General features: G+C 31.7%; 16 protein-coding genes. 11 read left to right on the top strand and 5 right to left on the bottom strand.

Annotated features, from left to right (window positions below):
* The first annotated feature begins 11 nt into the window (after window positions 1-11).
* The 4 genes from LY08_RS07550 to groL all read left to right on the top strand — a co-directional run bounded on the left by LY08_RS07550 (window position 12) and on the right by groL (window position 3,482).
* On the top strand, window positions 12-947 hold the full coding sequence (locus LY08_RS07550; RefSeq protein WP_111659840.1) for a hypothetical protein: 936 nt from the start codon (window positions 12-14) through the stop codon (window positions 945-947).
* A 13-nt stretch (window positions 948-960) separates the two neighbouring features.
* On the top strand, window positions 961-1,305 hold the full coding sequence (gene secG / locus LY08_RS07545; RefSeq protein ID WP_111659839.1) for a preprotein translocase subunit SecG: 345 nt from the start codon (window positions 961-963) through the stop codon (window positions 1,303-1,305).
* Window positions 1,306-1,447: 142 nt separating this feature from the next.
* Window positions 1,448-1,726, top strand: a complete 279-nt coding sequence (locus tag LY08_RS07540; protein WP_111659838.1) for a co-chaperone GroES — start codon at window positions 1,448-1,450, stop codon at window positions 1,724-1,726.
* Window positions 1,727-1,847: 121 nt separating this feature from the next.
* A complete protein-coding gene (groL, locus tag LY08_RS07535; protein WP_111659837.1) occupies window positions 1,848-3,482 on the top strand; it encodes a chaperonin GroEL in 1,635 nt (544 codons plus the stop codon).
* A gap of 65 nt (window positions 3,483-3,547) precedes the next feature.
* Here the strand turns inward: groL and LY08_RS07530 are convergent, their stop codons facing one another.
* From LY08_RS07530 to xrtF, 3 genes are all read right to left on the bottom strand, one after another.
* On the bottom strand, window positions 3,548-7,432 hold the full coding sequence (locus LY08_RS07530) for a LamG-like jellyroll fold domain-containing protein (RefSeq protein WP_111659836.1): 3,885 nt from the start codon (window positions 7,430-7,432) through the stop codon (window positions 3,548-3,550).
* A 189-nt stretch (window positions 7,433-7,621) separates the two neighbouring features.
* Window positions 7,622-8,059: an exosortase F system-associated membrane protein gene (locus LY08_RS07525; protein WP_111659835.1), complete on the bottom strand. Its 438-nt coding sequence runs from the start codon at window positions 8,057-8,059 to the stop codon at window positions 7,622-7,624.
* Entirely contained in the window at window positions 8,052-8,603 is a 552-nt protein-coding gene (gene xrtF, locus LY08_RS07520) for an exosortase family protein XrtF (protein ID WP_111659834.1), read from the bottom strand. The genes LY08_RS07525 and xrtF overlap by 8 nt, the downstream gene beginning before the upstream one ends.
* Window positions 8,604-8,681: 78 nt before the next feature.
* Between xrtF and LY08_RS07515 the strand changes: the two genes are divergently transcribed.
* From LY08_RS07515 to rodA, 7 genes are all read left to right on the top strand, one after another.
* Window positions 8,682-9,137, top strand: coding sequence for a GAF domain-containing protein (locus LY08_RS07515; RefSeq protein ID WP_111659833.1), 456 nt, complete (start codon window positions 8,682-8,684; stop codon window positions 9,135-9,137).
* A 99-nt stretch (window positions 9,138-9,236) separates the two neighbouring features.
* On the top strand, window positions 9,237-10,766 hold the full coding sequence (purH, locus tag LY08_RS07510) for a bifunctional phosphoribosylaminoimidazolecarboxamide formyltransferase/IMP cyclohydrolase (RefSeq protein ID WP_111659832.1): 1,530 nt from the start codon (window positions 9,237-9,239) through the stop codon (window positions 10,764-10,766).
* 246 nt (window positions 10,767-11,012) lie between these two features.
* Window positions 11,013-12,041 (top strand): rod shape-determining protein, encoded by a 1,029-nt coding sequence (locus LY08_RS07505; RefSeq protein ID WP_028283484.1) that lies wholly within the window; start codon window positions 11,013-11,015, stop codon window positions 12,039-12,041.
* A gap of 13 nt (window positions 12,042-12,054) precedes the next feature.
* Window positions 12,055-12,870: a rod shape-determining protein MreC gene (gene mreC, locus LY08_RS07500; RefSeq protein ID WP_111659831.1), complete on the top strand. Its 816-nt coding sequence runs from the start codon at window positions 12,055-12,057 to the stop codon at window positions 12,868-12,870.
* Complete coding sequence (locus LY08_RS07495) at window positions 12,863-13,369, top strand: rod shape-determining protein MreD (protein ID WP_111659830.1); 507 nt, start codon at window positions 12,863-12,865, stop codon at window positions 13,367-13,369. The genes mreC and LY08_RS07495 overlap by 8 nt, the downstream gene beginning before the upstream one ends.
* Window positions 13,366-15,270: a penicillin-binding protein 2 gene (gene mrdA, locus LY08_RS07490; RefSeq protein WP_111659829.1), complete on the top strand. Its 1,905-nt coding sequence runs from the start codon at window positions 13,366-13,368 to the stop codon at window positions 15,268-15,270. Before LY08_RS07495 ends, mrdA begins: the two co-directional genes overlap by 4 nt.
* The gene (gene rodA / locus LY08_RS07485; RefSeq protein ID WP_111659828.1) at window positions 15,257-16,531 is read left to right on the top strand and encodes a rod shape-determining protein RodA; all 1,275 of its coding nucleotides are present in this window, start codon (window positions 15,257-15,259) and stop codon (window positions 16,529-16,531) included. The genes mrdA and rodA overlap by 14 nt, the downstream gene beginning before the upstream one ends.
* A gap of 58 nt (window positions 16,532-16,589) precedes the next feature.
* Here the strand turns inward: rodA and LY08_RS07480 are convergent, their stop codons facing one another.
* Both LY08_RS07480 and LY08_RS07475 read right to left on the bottom strand, forming a co-directional pair.
* Window positions 16,590-19,313, bottom strand: a complete 2,724-nt coding sequence (locus tag LY08_RS07480) for a TonB-dependent receptor (RefSeq protein ID WP_111659827.1) — start codon at window positions 19,311-19,313, stop codon at window positions 16,590-16,592.
* A gap of 33 nt (window positions 19,314-19,346) precedes the next feature.
* Window positions 19,347-20,255 (bottom strand): GLPGLI family protein, encoded by a 909-nt coding sequence (locus tag LY08_RS07475; protein WP_111659826.1) that lies wholly within the window; start codon window positions 20,253-20,255, stop codon window positions 19,347-19,349.
* Window positions 20,256-20,389: the final 134 nt, after the last annotated feature.

Below are 20,389 nucleotides of genomic sequence, written 5' to 3'. Positions count from 1 at the left end.
ATAAGAAATGTATGAATAGTACAGAATTTACAACTTTACTTCAAAATCCACATTTAATTGGTGATACTCAAACTAATGCATTGGATGATATTTTGGTGGAGTTTCCTTATTTTCAATCTGCTAGAGCCATACACCTTAAAGGTTTAAAAAATAAAGACAGTTTTAAATACAACCAAGCATTAAAAACAACTGCTGCTTACACTACAGATAGAAGTATTTTGTTTGATTTTATTACTTCAGATACGTTTAATCAAAACGAAATATCTGAATATATCAAACAAAACACTGCTTATATTAACGATTTAGATGTTGTTGTAGAAGATATTTCAGTTAATAAAAGTGTTAGAATTGACGATGCTTTAAAACAACAGATTGAAGCTACCAGAGAAACTATAAATCCAGAATTGTTTCAACCTAAAATAGAAAAACAACAAATAGCAAGCTTCAATTTAGATACAAATGAAGCTATTGAAGATGTACAATCAGACTCGACTAACACCAACACTAAAGACGCTAAATCTATTTTAAATTTAGGCAAACCTTTACAATTTGACAAATCAGAAACCCATAGTTTTAACGAGTGGTTAAGCTTGACAAGATTTAAGCCCATACAAAGAGAAACGCCTAATCATGTTTCAGAAAAAACAGAAGAGGAAACTAAAAAAGCAACTTTAGACCGTTCTAAAAAGTTTGAGTTAATAGATCAGTTTATATCCAGCAATCCAAAGCTTGAAGCTAAAAAATCAACTACCTCAACACACAACATAGCTAATGCTCAAATGATTCAACCAGAAGCGTTGATGACAGAAACATTAGCCCGAATTTATGTGGAGCAAAAAAACTATAAAAAAGCCATTCAATCTTATAAAATTTTAAGTTTGAAATATCCAGAAAAAAGTGGTTTCTTTGCAGACCAAATTAAAGCAATAGAAAAATTACAAGAATAAATACAATATTATAATGAGCACATTTGCAATCTTTTTAGTCCTAATCGTAATAGTAGCATTTTTACTAGTAGTCGTAATCATGGTTCAAAACCCAAAAGGTGGAGGATTATCATCTTCTTTTGGAGGAGGTGGAACACAACAATTAGGTGGTGTTAAAAAAACAACAGACTTTTTAGATAAAAGTACTTGGACATTAGCAACTATCTTATTAGCGTTAATTTTAGCTTCAAGTTTAGGAATTAATAAAAAAGGTGTTACTACAGAATCTAAAATTCAGTTAGATGATATCGAAACTCCTGTTCCAGCAACTACTCCTGCAGTAGACGAAGGTACTAAAGTTATAGATTCAGCTAACTAGTATATTTTTATATAAAACACATTAATGCCAACTGATACAGTTGGCATTTTTTGTTTCTGCAAGTTTGTCAGTTGTTTTGTATTGGCACATTTTTGGCTTAGTAACAATCACAAATATTCTAATTAATTAAAACATTTATACAATGAGTAAATTAAACATTAAACCACTTGCAGACCGTGTGCTAGTAGAGCCACTACCTGCCGAAACACAAACAGCTTCTGGTTTATATATCCCAGATACAGCACAAGAAAAACAACACAAAGGAACCATAGTAGCAGTAGGTAACGGGAAAAAAGACGAACCGTTAACTGTAAAAGTTGGTGACACTGTTCTTTACGGAAAATACTCAGGATCTGAAATTAAATTAGATGGTAAAGAGTATTTAATGATGCGTGAAGAAGATATAATGGCAATAATTTAATTGCCAAATTCTAATAAATAAATAAAACAAATTCCAAAACTTTCAATTGAAGCCTCTTAATTCCTTATTGGAATTTAGGATTTGAATATTGAAATTTAAAATTTTAATAAAAATTTTCATTATGGCAAAAGATATAAAATTTGATATAGATGCACGTGACGGATTAAAACGTGGTGTTGACGCTTTAGCAAATGCAGTAAAAGTAACCTTAGGACCAAAAGGAAGAAACGTTATTATTAGTCGTTCTTTTGGTGCACCAATTGTAACTAAAGATGGTGTAAGCGTTGCAAAAGAAATTGAATTAGAAGATGCACACGAAAACATGGGTGCACAAATGGTAAAAGAAGTAGCATCAAAAACTAACGATTTAGCAGGTGATGGTACAACTACAGCTACCGTATTAGCACAAGCAATTGTAAAAGAAGGATTAAAAAACGTTGCTGCTGGTGCTAATCCAATGGATTTAAAACGCGGTATAGATAAAGCAGTAGAAGCTATTGTTGCTGACTTAGGAAAACAATCTAAAGAGGTTGGAGATTCTTCTGAAAAAATAAAACAAGTAGCTTCTATTTCTGCAAATAACGATGATGTTATTGGAGATTTAATTGCTAAAGCGTTTGGAAAAGTTGGTAAAGAAGGTGTTATAACTGTTGAAGAAGCAAAAGGAACTGAAACCTATGTAGATATAGTTGAAGGTATGCAATTTGACAGAGGATATTTATCGCCATATTTTGTGACTAACAGTGATAAAATGATTACTGATTTAGAAAATCCTTATGTGTTATTGTATGATAAAAAAGTATCAACAATGAAGGATTTACTACCAGTTTTAGAACCAGTTGCACAATCAGGAAAACCATTATTAATTATAGCAGAAGATGTAGATGGTGAAGCTTTAGCAACATTAGTTGTTAATAAACTACGTGGTTCTCTTAAAATTGCTGCTGTTAAAGCACCAGGATTTGGAGATCGTAGAAAGGCTATGTTAGAAGACATCGCTATTTTAACTGGTGGTACAGTGATTTCTGAAGAAAGAGGATTTACTCTAGAAAACACTACGTTAGATATGCTTGGTACAGCAGAACGCATCACTATTGACAAAGACAATACAACTGTTGTAAATGGTGCTGGAGACAAAGTGTTGATTAAAAATAGAGTGAATCAAATTAAAGCTCAAATAGAATCTACAACAAGCGACTACGATAAAGAAAAATTACAAGAACGTCTTGCTAAATTAGCAGGTGGAGTTGCTGTATTGTATGTAGGTGCTGCTAGTGAAGTAGAAATGAAAGAAAAGAAAGACCGTGTTGATGACGCATTACATGCTACACGTGCTGCAGTAGAAGAAGGTATTGTTGCAGGTGGTGGAGTTGCATTAGTGAGAGCTAAATCTGTTTTAGAAAAAATTACCACAGAAAATTTAGACGAAACAACAGGTATTCAAATTGTTGCACGAGCTATAGAAGCACCTTTACGAACTATTGTTGAAAACGCAGGTGGAGAAGGTAGTGTTGTAGTAAACAAAGTTAGCGAAGGTAAAAAAGACTTTGGTTACGATGCTAAATCTGAAACCTATGTAGACATGCTAAAAGCTGGTATTATAGATCCTAAAAAAGTAACAAGAATTGCATTAGAAAATGCTGCATCTGTTGCAGGAATGATATTAACTACAGAGTGTGCACTAATAGATATTAAAGAAGAAGCACCAGCTGGAGGCGGAATGCCAATGGGTGGAGGTATGCCAGGAATGATGTAATATTATAACTGATATATAATAAAAAGCCTCAACAAATGTTGAGGCTTTTTTTTTAATTAACCAACTTAATTAACAGTAACTTTTTTAGAGAGTACTCTCCCATCTTTTAAAGTTACATCCACTATATAAACGCCCGTACTTAAAGTATTAAGACTAATTCCGGAGCTTGCTTGATAAGCATCTATATTAGATAATTGCATAACATTTTGACCTAATACATTTATCAAATTAATAGTTTTTATGTCTTGATTTAATCCTTTTACAAACAATTGTTTTTTAAAGTTGTTTATAAAAATTGAAATATCATTTACAGTTTCAAACTCTTGATTAGATAATGTTTCATTAGGCTCAAAAACTATTTTAAATCTATTAAAATCTTCGCCTGCAGGCGCACTAAAATTATACGCACCTGATCTTAAATCATGATACACACCAATTACGCTATCATATAAATAAACACCTTGGTTAGCATCTATATTTTCAACTTCTGTTAATTTAACAGTAAAAGTTTGAGTACCATCACTTTTTAAAACTAAATCTAATTGTTTATCAGATTGAATTGGACCAAACGCTTGGATTGCATATTTATCATTATTTAAAGTTGATAAAAAATCGTTTGCAAACTCCTCTGTAACTTTAGCATCATAACCATAATCAAATTCTTCATCTGATGTATTATTACTAAACACTAGCAACAATTCTCTATTTAAGTTATTAGATGTAGAAAATTCTAATCTTATTTTTTCTAAATGGTTATTAGCATTAGGAGATTCATTTGACACACCATTTGTTCTCATAAAAACAGATGTACCAGAAGCTTCGGTCCTAAAAGCCCTTTGATCATTTTCAAATTTTAATGTACCATTTCCAACGATTTCTGTCATAAAACCTTGACCAACTGGAATATATCTTTCTGGGGTTTTTACACCATCTTGCGACCCATTATTTGCACCATTTAATCCTGAAAATTGATAAGCCCTAACACCACCAGCTAAATTTAATGTAGCATAACCACCCTGGTATTGGTTTAAAACATGACTATCTCCTGCCCATTGCTCCCATAAATAAACTGCTCCGTTTATTACAGTGGAATTATCTAAAATAAACTCATTTATATCTAAAGCAGAAGGATAAGGATTACCCACTAAGTATTCGGTTTTAGACACACCACCAACAGAGCCTGTACCTCCAGCATCATTGACATTTATTAAAATCTCTCCGTTATTAGGTTTTCCTTCAAAAATATATTGAAAGTCTGTTGTTCCAACACCAGTTCCTTTTTGCGTATAACCAACACCTGGTTCTATACTAGAATTTTGATCGATTGATGCCCAATCATAGTAGGTCACACCATTTTTAAAAGTATATAACCAATAAGTACTAATTGTCGCTGGTGTTGTTGCAGGTGGTGTATAAGCATTTGTAAACTGAATGTTTCCATTAGCTTCTTTTAACATATTTAACGAAAAACTAGTGTTATTTGATGTTATACTTTGACCACCAACAGGAGAAGACCAATAATTATATCTATACACATTATTTAAGCCTTCTTGGCGTCTTAAAATTTTACCAGCACTAGTAACTTCTAGTTCACTATGTTCAGTTTGTATTAATTGAGATTCGTTTTGTAAATCTAAAGTACCGTCTAATTCTAAATACCAGGTATTAACAATAGCATTACTACCATTTACAGTTAATTTTTTATTTGCACTAATGATTAATCCTAAATTGGTATGTGAGTTAGTTGTTGTTACATTATTATTGATTTTTACAATAGACCAATTGTTATTAGGCAAGTTTTCTATATCCCAAACATCACCATATAACCAAGTACTTTCTGAGGTCCAAGAACCGTTTGAAGAGGTTTGATATGGTAAAGGAGCTGTTTGATCTTGAATGGTTCTAATGTTTTTTAATTTAGCATCCCTACCGTAAGATGAATAATCTGAAGCAATACCATTCATAACATGAGACATTGGATAATATCCTATCAAACTACTCCAATCAATTTTTACGTTGGTATTAATATCTATAATGTCTTTGTCATTAATAACAGACCCTGAGACTTTATTAGATTTTTCTTCAATCTCTTGATATACCATTCTTTGCAATTGGTCTTCGGTTAATGCTTTATTAAAAACTCTAACCTCGTCAATTGACCCAAAAAAGTAACTATTTCCAAACCTTTCAAATCTTCCAATTGTAAAATCTGGGTTAGTAAATGTTGGGTGTATTGAAGTAGTACCTATTGGCACTGATCTTTGTGTATCCAATTTCCCATCAATATATAATTTAAGTGTACCAGCAGAACCAGAATAGGTCATTGTTACTTGGTGCCATTCATTATTTGGTAAAGTATAATTTGATGTCATTTGATAAGAGGTATTACTTAAACTTCCTATAAAATATCCATGAACTTTTTTAGAACTATCAACCCATATTCTAAACATATTTTGACCTGCTACATCTCCAGAGGTACTAAATCCATTATCTAATTTTATCCAAGCACTTAAAGTTAATTCTTGTTGACCTCCTAATTCTAAATTTTCAACAATTAAGTAGTCATCAACACCATCAAAATCTATAGTACTTGAAGCTGTAATTTCTGTAGCATTATCCCTATAGTCTACATCACCACCTGTTGTTGCATCATTATCCATGTCTCCAAAGGAGTTTACTAAATCTATAATATTACCTGTGGTAACTTCATCATTAACATCGTAAGAAGAAGAGTTGTCATCAAAATTATTATCTAAACCATCACCATCAGTATCGCTACCATTAACGATACTTGATGCATGTCCGTTTTCTTCAATATCTAAAACACCATCATTGTCTGTATCTGTATCAAGATAATCTGGCAAATCAGTACCATCTGTATTTACAGGTATAAATCCACTACCATAATTTGTATATAAACCAATATTTGCTCCAGATGTATTTACAACATTACTAGGTGCTAAATATCCTGCAGTAGTCTGTGCTTCAACATTATCTGGTATACCATCATCATCAACATCTATATCTAATTGTAGTTCACACAAAAAACTATACGCTAAACTATCTAAACCATGCGGATCATGTGTAGATGCTGCTAAACCACCAGATACTGCAATATGTCTGATTGAAACTTGACTAACAGCGTCACTTGTTACAAAACCTATTGTACTTTCAATATTTTGACCTGCTTGCAGAGAACCTCTTAATGTACCGTTTGCATCGTATAAATTTATATTTCCAATAGCATCGTTACCAATGTAAGTGTTACTAAAGTAAGCTACTAAGTTACCATCTGCATAAACTTCATAATTCATTACTGCAGGATCTGTATTTGTATCATAAATATCAACAAAATCAAAACTAAAAGATGCTACTGGTTGGGTAAAGTTGATATTTACAGTGTAATAATCACCCGTTTGATTTCCTACTTCTGGATATACGTATAAACCATTTGAAGGTCCGTTTCCTGAAGTAAATGCACCAGCAGTAGTTGTTCTAAATTGATGAATCTGGTATGCTCTGTAAAGGTAATTGTGTTCAAAATCTAAGGTTCCATTTGCAAAAGTCCCTACTGTAGTTGTTGCTGTTCCTGGTGTTGTCTGTGTAAAAGTGTAATCTAAAGCACCATTAAGAACAGTTAAAGGTTGACCTCTGTCATACACCTCTTTTTGAAATCCTGATTCTTGATAACCTAAACCGTTAGTATTACCACCAATTGTAAAGACCTTAAATTGATTTAATTCCCAAGAAATTTTATCAGACTTTGCTATTGCAGCTCCACTAATAGGAGGACATTCTACTGCATCTCTTATTCCATCATTGTCATCATCGACATCTAATCTGTCAATAATACCATCGTTATCAAAATCTGATTCTTGAGCGTGAGCTGAAAAGGACAAACATAACATGACACTAAAAAGCGCATTGAAAAATAGCGTATTTTTCTTCATAGGTTAAGATTTAATTTTGAGGGCCAAATTCTATCCTTGGGCAAAGGGTTGAATTTCAATACGAATGTAACTTCAAATAAGAAGTAGCTAATAATTAAATAGACAAATGGTTGTTAATATCGATTAAAAACAAAAAAATGTTAAAATTATCGATAAAAAACACTAAAATCTGATTATCAATAGTTTAAACTAAATATTTTGTTTTGTTAACCTATGGTAATAAAACGCTGGAAGTAATAATAACAAAAGAAGTGGCTGTATCAAAAACCTTCTAATATTAAAGAACAAATAATAGTTTTCTTGTTTAGGGTCTAAAACAAAATACAAATACAGCAGTATTAGAATTACAAACGAAATAATATAAATTAACGTTGCAAACTTGACCACACTTCTGTCTTTAAAAAAAAGATATAAAATTAAAAGTGACAGTATAGTGTTTATTAAAAACCTTAAGCTTGTAAAGACTACCAATTTAAACACTTCTTGTCTTGGAGAATCAATATACAGGTAGTCGTTTTGAAAAAACACTAAATAGGGATCATAAAACAATTCGTTTTCAAACCACCTTACTAATGCTAGTAAAATAAATAGAAAAGCAATCCATATATATTTATAATACTTACTCATTTTTTTGATTCAGTTTTGAAAAACGATTCACCCAAATCATCCATAACAAAAATACCATTCCGTAGATAATACCTGGGAAAATCACGGTATGCAACTCTTCTTTTCGCCATGGGTAATGATATAATCCAATAGATAAAATGACAATTCTAATTAAATTGACCGCATATATTAATACACTTCCGGATAAAATATACAAGAAAGTAATTTTAAAACGACCAGCAAATGCTATAATAAAAGAAATAAATAAAATAATAATACTAGTTCCGTTACAACCCTCAATAACACGCGCTAAATATTTTCCTTTAACAATCAATTTCATTGAAGGTTCATTAGGATGTGGAACTATATTAGTATTATATCCAACAGTATTAAGTAATTCTTTAGATTGATTGGCGACTAAATTGGTAACATAATCCGGATAATATGTCCCGCCTTTAGACACATCTAAATAATAATTATAAGCAAAAGATAAAACACCATATACTAACAGAAAAACTAGTATAAACTTAATAACTGGCTTATATTTTACAATTAATTCTTTCAAAAATTAAGCAATATTTTATGATTATTTAATGGTTGAAATTACGCCTTTTTAAATACTTTTACCAAAATTTTTACAGAAATGACTTTTGAAACTTTAAAACCTCAAATAGAAACCATAGTTTCTAATACTGCATCGTCCACAGACGACAAATTACTTCAGATTTGCCAATTACTTGAAGCTAATATAGAACATTACAACTGGGTAGGTTTTTATTTTAAAAACGGTGATAAAAACGAATTAAAACTGGGACCCTATGTTGGCGAACCTACAGATCATACTATTATCCCATTTGGAAAAGGCATTTGTGGTCAAGTAGCTGTAAGTAATCAAAATTTTGTAGTACCAGATGTTGCAGCACAGGACAATTATATTGCTTGTAGCATTACTGTAAAAGCAGAAATAGTCATTCCTATTTTTGTAAATGGTGAAAACATAGGACAAATAGACATCGACTCTAACACTCCTGATCCATTTACAGAAGCTGATGAACGCTTTTTAGAATTTGTTTGCGCTAAAGTTGCAAAACTACTTTAGATGTTAATAACTACCTGTTTTAGTTGAAAAGACACAGTCAAATTTCAACTAAAACAAATTCATTTTATTTAAATTTGCTTGCTTATTAACACAACTATAATGAGCAACAAAACAATTAAATCTGCATTAATTTCGGTATTTAGCAAAGATGGCTTAGAGCCTATTGTTAAAGAGCTAAACAAACAAGGTGTTACAATCTATTCTACTGGTGGCACAGAAACTTTTATTAAAAACTTAGGTATAAATGTTGTTCCTGTAGAGGACGTAACGTCTTACCCTTCAATATTAGGTGGTCGTGTCAAAACATTACACCCAAAAGTATTTGGTGGTATTTTAAACCGTCAAAATCATGAAGGAGATATTAAAGAAATGGAAGATTTTGACATCCCTCAAATAGATGTTGTTATAGTAGATTTATATCCGTTTGAAAAAACAGTAGCTTCTGGAGCATCCAACCAAGATATTATTGAAAAAATTGACATAGGTGGTATTTCATTAATTCGTGCTGCTGCTAAAAATTATGCAGATGTTATTTGTGTGTCTTCTGTTGATGATTATGCTGAATTTTTAGAGCTAATTACAGACAAAAAAGGAAACTTATCTGAAGACGACAGAAAACGTTTTGCTGCCAAAGCATTTAATGTGTCATCACATTACGACTCGGCAATCTTCAATTATTTTAATGCCAATCATGAGATAGCTTCATTAAAAATTTCTGAAACAAAAGGACAAGTACTACGTTATGGAGAGAATCCGCATCAACGTGGATTTTTCTTTGGAGATTTTGACGAGATGTTTACCAAATTACATGGTAAAGCCCTAAGCTACAACAACCTTCTGGATGTTGATGCTGCTGTTAATTTAATTTCTGAATTTAAAGGCGAAAAACCAACCTTTGCTATTTTAAAACATAATAATGCATGTGGTTTTGCACAACGCGATACAGTACATCAAGCTTATACAGATGCGTTAGCAGGTGATCCAGTGTCTGCTTTTGGTGGAATTTTAATTAGTAATGTTGAAATTGATGCAGCTTGTGCTACAGATATTCATAATTTATTTTGTGAGGTGGTAATAGCTCCTTCGTTTTCAGCTGAAGCTGAAACCATTTTAAAAGGAAAGAAAAACAGAATACTTTTAGTTTTAAAAGATGCTGCTTTAGCACAAACTACGGTTAGAACTTGTTTAAACGGAGTTTTAGTACAAGACAGAGATAATAAAACAGATGCTATTGAAGATTTAACGTATGCAACCCTTACAAAGCCTTCAACACAAGAATTAGAAGATTTAATTTTTGCTTCAAAAATTTGCAAACACACTAAATCTAACACCATAGTTCTAGTTAAAAACAAACAATTATGTGCTAGTGGCACAGGACAGACTAGTCGTGTTGATGCGTTAAACCAAGCTATACATAAAGCGCAATCCTTTAAATTTGATTTAAAAGGAAGTGTAATGGCTAGTGATGCGTTTTTTCCGTTTCCAGATTGTGTAGAGATTGCTGGTAATGCAGGTATCACTAGTGTTATCCAACCAGGAGGCTCTATTAAAGATCAATTAAGTATAGATTATTGTAATGATAACAATATCTCAATGGTTATGACAGGAACACGTCATTTTAAGCATTAAACAAATCCCTTTTTTCAAAGGGATTTACTAAATATTTGCAATAAGCTTCGGTGTAATATCTGAAGCTTTTTTTATTTTAAATAGCTCAGCTTCCTAAATTACTAAAACATCTAAAATTCAATTTTTAACGTAACTATTATTTATGTGAGGATAATAAAATTTATAAAGCATTAAATCCTTATATTACCATACTTTTATTACTTTTACAACATCTTTTTAATAACGCCTTATAATTACAGATAACACATGGGATTTTTTGATTTCCTGACAGAAGAAATCGCAATAGATTTAGGTACTGCCAACACATTAATAATACATAACGACAAAGTAGTTGTCGATGCGCCCTCTATAGTTGCTCGCGACCGTATTAGCGGAAAAATAATTGCAGTTGGACAAGAAGCCAATATGATGCAAGGTAAAACCCATGAAAACATTAAGACCATTAGACCGTTAAAGGATGGTGTAATTGCAGATTTTGATGCTTCTGAGCAAATGATAAGTCTGTTTATCAAAAATATTCCAGCGTTAAAAAAGAAATTATTTACACCTGCTTTACGTATGGTAATTTGTATTCCGTCTGGGATTACAGAAGTAGAGATGCGAGCGGTAAAAGAAAGTGCAGAACGTGTTAATGGTAAAGAAGTATACTTAATCCATGAGCCTATGGCTGCTGCAATTGGTATTGGTGTAGATATCATGCAACCAAAAGGAAACATGATTGTAGATATAGGTGGTGGTACCACTGAAATAGCAGTTATAGCATTAGGTGGTATTGTATGTGACAAGTCTGTAAAAATTGCAGGTGACGTTTTTACTAACGATATTATTTATTACATGCGTACACAACACAACTTATATGTTGGAGAGCGTACTGCAGAGAAAATTAAAATACAAATTGGTGCTGCTACCGAAGATTTAGACCTTCCACCAGAGGACATGAGTGTACAAGGTAGAGATTTATTAACTGGTAAGCCTAAACAGGTTCAAATTAGTTATAGAGAGATTGCCAAAGCATTAGATAAATCTATACTACGTATTGAAGATGCTGTTATGGAAACTCTATCTCAAACGCCTCCAGAATTAGCTGCAGACATATACAATACTGGGATTTATCTTGCAGGTGGTGGATCCATGTTACGTGGTTTAGATAAACGTTTATCACAAAAAACAGACTTACCTGTTTATATTGCAGAAGATCCATTACGTGCTGTAGTAAGAGGAACAGGAATTACACTTAAAAACATTCCTAAATACAAAAGTGTATTGATAAAGTAGTAACAACAACTAAATGCAACAGATTGTAAATTTTATACTTAGAAACAAAACGTCTTTGTTTTTCTTGTTGCTATTAGTAATATCTATTAGTTTTACTATTCAATCACACTCGTATCACAAAAGTAAATTTATTAATTCTGCCAATTCTATTACAGGAGGTATTTACAATTTAAGTAACTCTGTTAGTAGTTATTTTCATTTAAAAGAAGAAAACAAAAAACTACAGGAAGAAAACACTAGGTTAAGAGCTTTATTACATAATTTGCCAGACACATCTACAACTTATATTGACTCTACTACTTTTGAAGTGCAATATAAATTTACTCCAGCATTAGTAATAAAAAACAGCTATTCGCTTCAGAATAACTTTTTAACGATAAATAAAGGTGAAAAGGATAGTATTAAAACCGATTTAGGTGTCATTTCTTCAAAAGGAATTATTGGTATTATCGATAATACAAACAGTAATTATGCTACAGTAATCTCTATTTTAAATACCACTAATAAAATAAGCGCGCAATTAAAAAAGACGAATCATTTTGGAACATTGAGTTGGAATGGAAAATCACCTCAATATGTACAATTAACAGATATTCAAAAAAACGCAAAACTTGTTAAAGGAGATACCATAATTACTTCTGGTCGTTCTGCTATTTTTCCAAAGGGAATTTTAGTAGGACAAGTCGAAGATTTTAAACTAGATGTTACTAAAAATTACTTTGAAATTAATGTCAAACTATTTAATGACATGACTAACTTAGAACATGTTAGTATTATTGAAAATAAAGACAAACCCAAAATTGATGCTTTATTAAACAGCAATGAATAACCTACTATCCATACATACCATAAGGTTTATTTTACTCATTTTACTTCAGGTATTATTGTTTAGCAACATTAATTTTTTGGGCTATATCAACCCTTATGTGTATTTGTTATTTATTGTATTGTATCCAGTAAAAAACAACCGAATCTTATTTTTGTTTCTTAGTTTTTCACTAGGTTTAATCATTGATGTTTTTATGGATTCTGGTGGTATAAACGCTACTGCAGCATTAGTTGCAGCATTTGTAAGACCAGCAGTATTAAAATTTAGTTTTGGTGCTGTGTACGAGCATCAAGCACTTAAGTTTAGTAATATCGATTTTGGTCAAAAACTAACTTATATTTCAATACTAACCTTTATACATCATTTTATATATTTTCTGTTTGAAATTTTTAACATTTCAAAGATACTTTTTGTGTTACAAAACACGTTGTTTTCAGGTATATTCACTATAATACTCTGTATCTTAATAACAACTATTTTTAGTACAAAATCTAAATGAGAAAACTTTTACTTCTTTTATTGGTAGTTAGCGTAGGAATTGTTTTTACAGGACGATTACTGTACCTTCAGGTTTATAAAGGTGCTTCAACAAATCTTTATGAAGACAATGCCATTAGAAAAGTCTTTGATTATCCAAAACGTGGATTTGTATATGATAGAAACGGAAAGTTGTTGGTATCCAACCAACCTTCTTATGATGTTATGATTATTCCAAATGAAGTTGAACCATTAGACACCTTAGAATTTTGCAACTTATTAAAAATTGACAAGCCAACGTTTTTAAAAAAATACGAGAAAGCTTACAACTATTCTCCTAGATTACCATTTGTATTTGTATCGCATTTATCTAAAGAAGACTATGCTGTTTTACAAGAAAAAATGCGTAAATACAAAGGGTTTTACATACAAAAACGTAGCTTAAGAAAATACGAAACCACCATTGGTGCTAATGTCTTAGGCGATATTGGAGAAGTTAATGATAGAAACATTAAAAACGATAATTATTATATTTCTGGTGACCTTATTGGTAAACAAGGTGTTGAAGCATCTTATGAAAAAACTTTACGTGGACAAAAAGGAATCAAGTTTATACAAAAGGATATACATAACAGAGATATTGGACCTTATAAAGATGGAAAGTTTGATACGTTACCAGAAGCTGGAAAAGATATTAAAATAACTATTGACGCTACATTGCAAGCTTATGGTGAATTATTAATGACTAATAAACGAGGCGGAATTATTGCTTTAGACCCAAATACTGGCGAAATTCTGGCATTAGTCTCAGGTCCTAGTTACGACCCTAATATTTTGGTAGGAAGAGATCGTTCTAAAAATTTTACTAAACTATTTAACGACTCTATTGCTAATCCTACTTTTGACAGAAGCCTACAAGCACAATATGCTCCTGGATCACCTTTTAAAGTAATCAATGCTTTAATTGGCCTTCAAGAAGGTATAGTTAACACCACAGAACAATTTTCTTGCAAATTAGGTTACTATTACAATGGACGAAAGCTTCATGGCTGTCATAGTCATAAAAGTCCTGTAAATATGAATATTGGTATATACGAATCCTGTAACGCTTACTTTGTAAACGTTTACAGACGTATAATTGAAAAATATCCAACTGCAACAGAAGGTATGGACACGTGGAGTAATCATGCAAAAAGTTTTGGTTTAGGAAATTATTTAGGCTACGATCTTGTGGTTGGAAGAAAAGGACGTATACCTGACAGTAAATTTTATGACAAATGGTATGGTAAAAATCGATGGAGTTCTACTTTTATGACTTCTAATGCTATTGGTCAAGGAGAAGTTGAAGCCACACCTATACAGTTGGCTAATATGGTTGCAGCTATTGCAAACAGAGGTTATTTTTACACACCACATATTATAAAAGAAATAGAAGGAGAACCTATAGATGAAAAATATACAACTCCAAGATATACAAGCATAGACAAACAACATTTTGAACCAGTTATACAAGGTATGTTTGATGTGTATAATAAAGGAACTGCTAAAAATTTACAAGTTGAAGGCATTGATATTTGTGGTAAAACTGGTACTGCAGAAAATTTTGTTAAAATTGATGGTGTTAAAACCCAATTAACTGACCATTCTATTTTTGTTGCTTTTGCACCAAAAGATAATCCTAAAATTGCAATTGCTGTTTTTGTAGAAAATGGATATTGGGGAAGTCGATTTGCTGGTAAAATGGCTAGTTTAATGATTGAAAAATATTTAAGAGGACACATTACCAGAACCGATTTAGAAACATGGATTTTAACGCATAGCTTAGAAAACGAATATGCTAAACCCTATTCTGGTCAACCATTTAAAATAAACGGAGAAACACAACTGCAAGTTGTACCAATACCAACCAATGAGGCAAACTGATAGACATTATAAATTTGATTGGTTAACTATTATCCTATTTTTTATTTTAGTTGGATTTGGATGGTTAAATATTTTGTCTGCCACTTATGGCGGAGAAACTATAGAATACTTTAACCTGTCTAACTTATATAGTAAACAGTTAATTTTTATAGCTTTTTCGTTTGTATTGATAGTCTTTATATTATCCATTAACGGAAAGTTTTACGAACGGTTTTCCAGTATTATATACCTTGCTTCCCTACTCTTACTTGCTGGTTTATTTGTGTTTGGTAAAAACATTAATGGTGCTACTTCTTGGTATCCAATAGGCTCTTTTACCCTTCAGCCAGGTGAGTTTGCTAAAGTCGCTACTGCATTGGCTGTTGCTAAATACGTTAGTGATTTAAATACAGATATTAAAAAGTTTAACGATCAGTTAAAAACATTTGCAATAATAGCCATACCAGCTTTGTTGGTTTTATTACAACCAGATGCAGGAAGTGCATTGGTTTATGGTGCTTTTTTCTTTGTTTTATACAGAGAAGGCTTGCCACATATTTATTTAATTGTTGGTGCTTTACTAATAGCTTTATCCATTTTTTCATTAAAATTTGGAATAACAAGCACCTTATTAATCACTGCAACACTAGTCGCTTTATATTATTTTACCAGAAAAAAAAGACCTTCTATTCTACAACCTATTACAGTTTTAATACTTAGTACGGTTTTAGCATTTGGTGTGCGTTTTTTTTATTCTAAGATTTTACCAGAACATCAAAAAGACAGAATTACGGTTTGGCTAAGTTTAGAAAATGATCCAGCTAAGTTGGAAAAAATGAAAAAAACAGTAGCCTACAACCTTAACGAATCTGAAAAAGCCATTAGTAGTGGTGGATTTAAAGGTAAAGGGTTTTTAGAAGGTACCAGAACCACAGGAAACTTTGTGCCAGAACAAGAAACAGATTATATTTTTAGTACTGTAGGAGAAGAATGGGGATTTGTTGGAAGTTTTTTTACTGTACTTGTTTTTTTACTTTTAATAATTCGAATTCTAATTTTAGCAGAGCGACAAAAGACTCAGTTTAGTAGAATGTATGGTTATGCTGTAGGCTCTATTTTGTTTCTTCATTTTATGATAAATATTGGTATGGTTATGGGCTTAATTCCTACCATTGGTATACCTCTACCCTTTTTTAGTTATGGTGGTTCTGGACTTTGGGGATTTACTATTTTGGTCTTCATCTTTATAAAATTAGACTCTAACCGTATTAATGAGTGGTAAAAAAAAATCCCTTCAAACTTAAGTTAAAAGGGATTTAAATTCTTTGATGTTGAAAGTATTATAAATTATATATAAACCTGAATGTTACAAATCTAGGTTGAATAAAATACTCACTAGTACTTACTGAAAAGGCACTATTACTGTTTTGCAATCTAGAGGATGTATCCAATAAGTTAGTCGCTTTTAACTCATACTCCCATTTGCTGTCGGTACTTTTTCTGTACGCTAAATTAGCATTCCACAATCCAAAACTATTACTATTTCCATCAATGGTTTGTCTGCTATACGTATAATCTGTTTTAAAGGTAAAGGCTTTAAATATTAAAGCATCAAACTCTACTGCTGGAGCATTGGTATAGATTTTTGTTCTTCTACTACCTTGATCGCTATTATTTATACCATAAGTATAACGCAGTTCAAAATTAGGAGCTTCTCTAAAGTTAGAACGTAATTCTGTCGTGTAACTTTGGTTATAGTTTTCGTTAACCGAAATTTGATTATTAATAAACTGATTAAATTTAGTATACCCAAAAGCCCCTCTAACACTAGCTTGCAACTTTCCAAAACGTCTTTGAAAACGTCCACTTGCATTTAAACTTTCATCTTCTAAATCTGAATTAAACGGTGTACTACTTCTAATTACAGAACCTGGTTGAAATATAGAACGTGTTCTGATATTATCTATGTTTTTAGAATAATTTACAAATGCAAACACATTGGTGTAATTAAACATATTAAAACTAAAGTAACTTAAATTAACGTTATGTGATAACGAGTTTTCTAAATTAGGATTTCCAATAAACGTAGAGTTATAATTATTTAAAACTAACCCTTTTGCAAACTGATTAACATCTGTAAATTGTGTTTGCATTCCGTAGGATAAATTTAAATTTTCAGTCCCTTTTAATTGCACACGCACATTTAAATCTGGTAATAATCTAAAAAAGTTATCTGTGGTTTTTGTGCCAAATTGGTTATTTACCACACTATACGCATGACCAGACAATCCTGGGCTAATTGTAAATTTACCAGTCTTAAAACGGTAATGCATACCTAAATACACATCGCTAAACGTGTACTTTATATCATTAACATCAGATACATCTGGAATTACAGTGTTGGTATCCAACTCAGATCCATCATCCAACACTTGAAATATATTAGAATCAAATTGTTGGTTACTAAAAATAGTACCTAAAGTAAAATTGATATCACTCTTTTTGTTTAGAATATTCCAATAATCAAGCTTAGCGTCTATCTGATTTGTCTTAACACGTTTTTCTTGGTTAACATTATAATTAACTTGTGTACCATCTAATCCTAAACCCTCTGCAGTATCATCAAATGGATCTGTTGTAGAATTAGGATCGTTTTCTAAAATAGCATTGTAAAAAGGATCTTCATCTTGTAATAAATGCTGAACAGATAACGCAAAAATATTATCCTCGTCTAACGTGTAATAATAATTCAAATTTTGATTTATTTTATACGGATTGGTATCTTCAAATTGATTAATTGACCCAACCACATTAGAGAAAGTACCATTAAATTGCTCGTCTTTAGAGGTACGTCCAAGGATATCATAATCTAATTGGTTATTAGGGTTTGGCTTGTATTTTGTGCTAAACTTAAACAACCCTAAATCACTTTTTTGCTTGGTATTACTTTGTGTGTTTTCGTCAGGAATACCTAAGGTTTGATCGGTATAAAATACAGAACTATTTTCTTGAAGTTCTATCCTACTGCTTGCAAAAATAGCAAAACCACTAACATCTAAAGTGCTTTTTGGTGAGTAGCTAAAATTTGCTGCTCCAAATTTAGTATTAATGTCTTTTGCTTGATTATTTTGAAGTTGTCTAAAACCTAAATCATTGCTACCTAAACTAATATTAGTACCACTTTGCTGACTAGGCATTTGGAAACCACCAGAAAAGTTAAAAATATCTCGACGAGACAAAGCTAACTCTCCAATATTATTTAAATCACCTATAAAATTGATGCTTTTTTTAGGACTATAATAAAACAATTTGGGTTGCGCCAAATACAGTTCTCCGTTACTAGAAGCTCCTGCACCAGCAGTAACAGTACCAAACCAGAAGTTTTTCTTTCCTTCTTTTAACTTAATATTTATGGCAATATTATCCTGATTATTAGTAACACCACTAAGCTGTCCAACTTCAGAATAATTTTTTAAAACTTGTACTTTATCAATAGCATTTGCAGGTATGTTTTTGGTAGCTAGTTTTGTGTCGCCATCAAAAAACTCTTTACCATCCACCATGACTTTTCCAACCTTTTTACCTTCAACCTCAACTTCTCCTTCGTCATTTACTTCAACTCCTGGGAGTTTTTCTAGTACATCACCAAGTTTTCGTTCAGTTCCGTTTTTAAAGGAATCTGCATTGTATGTAATGGTGTCACCACTAATAGTAACTGGCATTTCATAGGTTATTTCTACTTCGTCTAAACTATTATCATAAGACATAATATAGTCTTTACTGATGTTAGTTTCTTTGGTTTCTACGGTTTCAGAAATTTGTTTCATCCCAATATAACTCACTTGAATAGTATAGGTAGAGTTAACATCTAAATCCAATTTATAGCGACCTTTATCATTAGTAATTGCATAGGCCTCTAATGTTTTAGTTGCTTGGTTTATAGCAACAATATTGGCTAGTTCTAAACCTACGCCTGTGCTATCTTTTACAACGCCTTCAAATTTTACTTGAGCAATAGAAGTGCTTACTACTAACAAGAGTAGTGCTGAAATAATGTGTTTCATCTGATGTGTTTGGTTGGTTTTTTTTAGAATAGATTAATTACGACGTCCTCCACCTCGTCCTCCACGAGATCTAAACATTTCACGCATTTCTTCCATTTTCTTTTTTACAATGTCTTGGTATTCTTCCATAGACACTTCTTTACCTTTTGTAGGTTCTTTAATATCATTTTTATCGGAAGGATTCATAACAATCTTGCTACATAAAATGGTTGTTCTACCAGAATTAACTTCTAATATTAAACCAGGAAGTCCCCAATATTCTCCAGGACCATTATTTACAGGAATGTCCATAGTATACCAAGCGGTTACTTCAATTTCTTCTGGGATTTCTATCTCTTCAAAAGGATCTTTTGGTGCATCAGTTTTTGTGCTATCTTTCTCTACTTCTGTAGTTTCTTTATCTTCATCTTTTTTATCTCTGTCTCTATCTCTTCTTCGCATATTAGTCCAATCTGCAGCATCTACTTTTTTAGTTGCAGTTGCCTTAAAACAGGTATATTTTCCTATTTGCTTAGACTCGCCTGACATTTTCCATTCCAACTTTGGTAGACTATCTTTAATTAAAAATTGCTTTCCAAAAAACTCTTGGTCTTGTACTAATTTGTTGTCTTTTACATTTTTATAAATTGGTCCAGCAGACATACCTCCCATACTAAAACCTCCTCGTCCTCCTGGAGCTTCTAATGCTTCGTCCTCTTTGTAGATGGATTCTGTTTTATTAAAATCTAAAATGTATGTTTTTTCAAGCATGCTTTTCATACGCTCCATGATCATTTTTTTACGTTCTGGGCTCATTTCACGACCGCCAAAATTATCCATATCTACAGTAGTTTTGGACATATAGACAGCTTGACCTTGAAAACCATCTTGAGCTAAGGTGTTAGTTGCAGTAATTGCAACTAATACAATAGCTACATTTTTTAAAATAGATTTTAATTTCATTATTGTTGTTATTTAATTAATGCTTAAGTACTTGTATTAGACCTCTAAATTACCTAATAGTTTAATTTATAGTTGTTAAATGTTTACTAATAAAAATATTAGTCCACTCAATGTCTAATTTGTTACACATTTGG

It is taken from the genome of Olleya aquimaris (assembly GCF_003259525.1).
Lineage (GTDB): Bacteria > Bacteroidota > Bacteroidia > Flavobacteriales > Flavobacteriaceae > Olleya > Olleya aquimaris.
The sequence above is the reverse complement of the archived record's forward strand: the minus strand, read 5'-3'. Positions and strand labels throughout refer to the sequence as shown.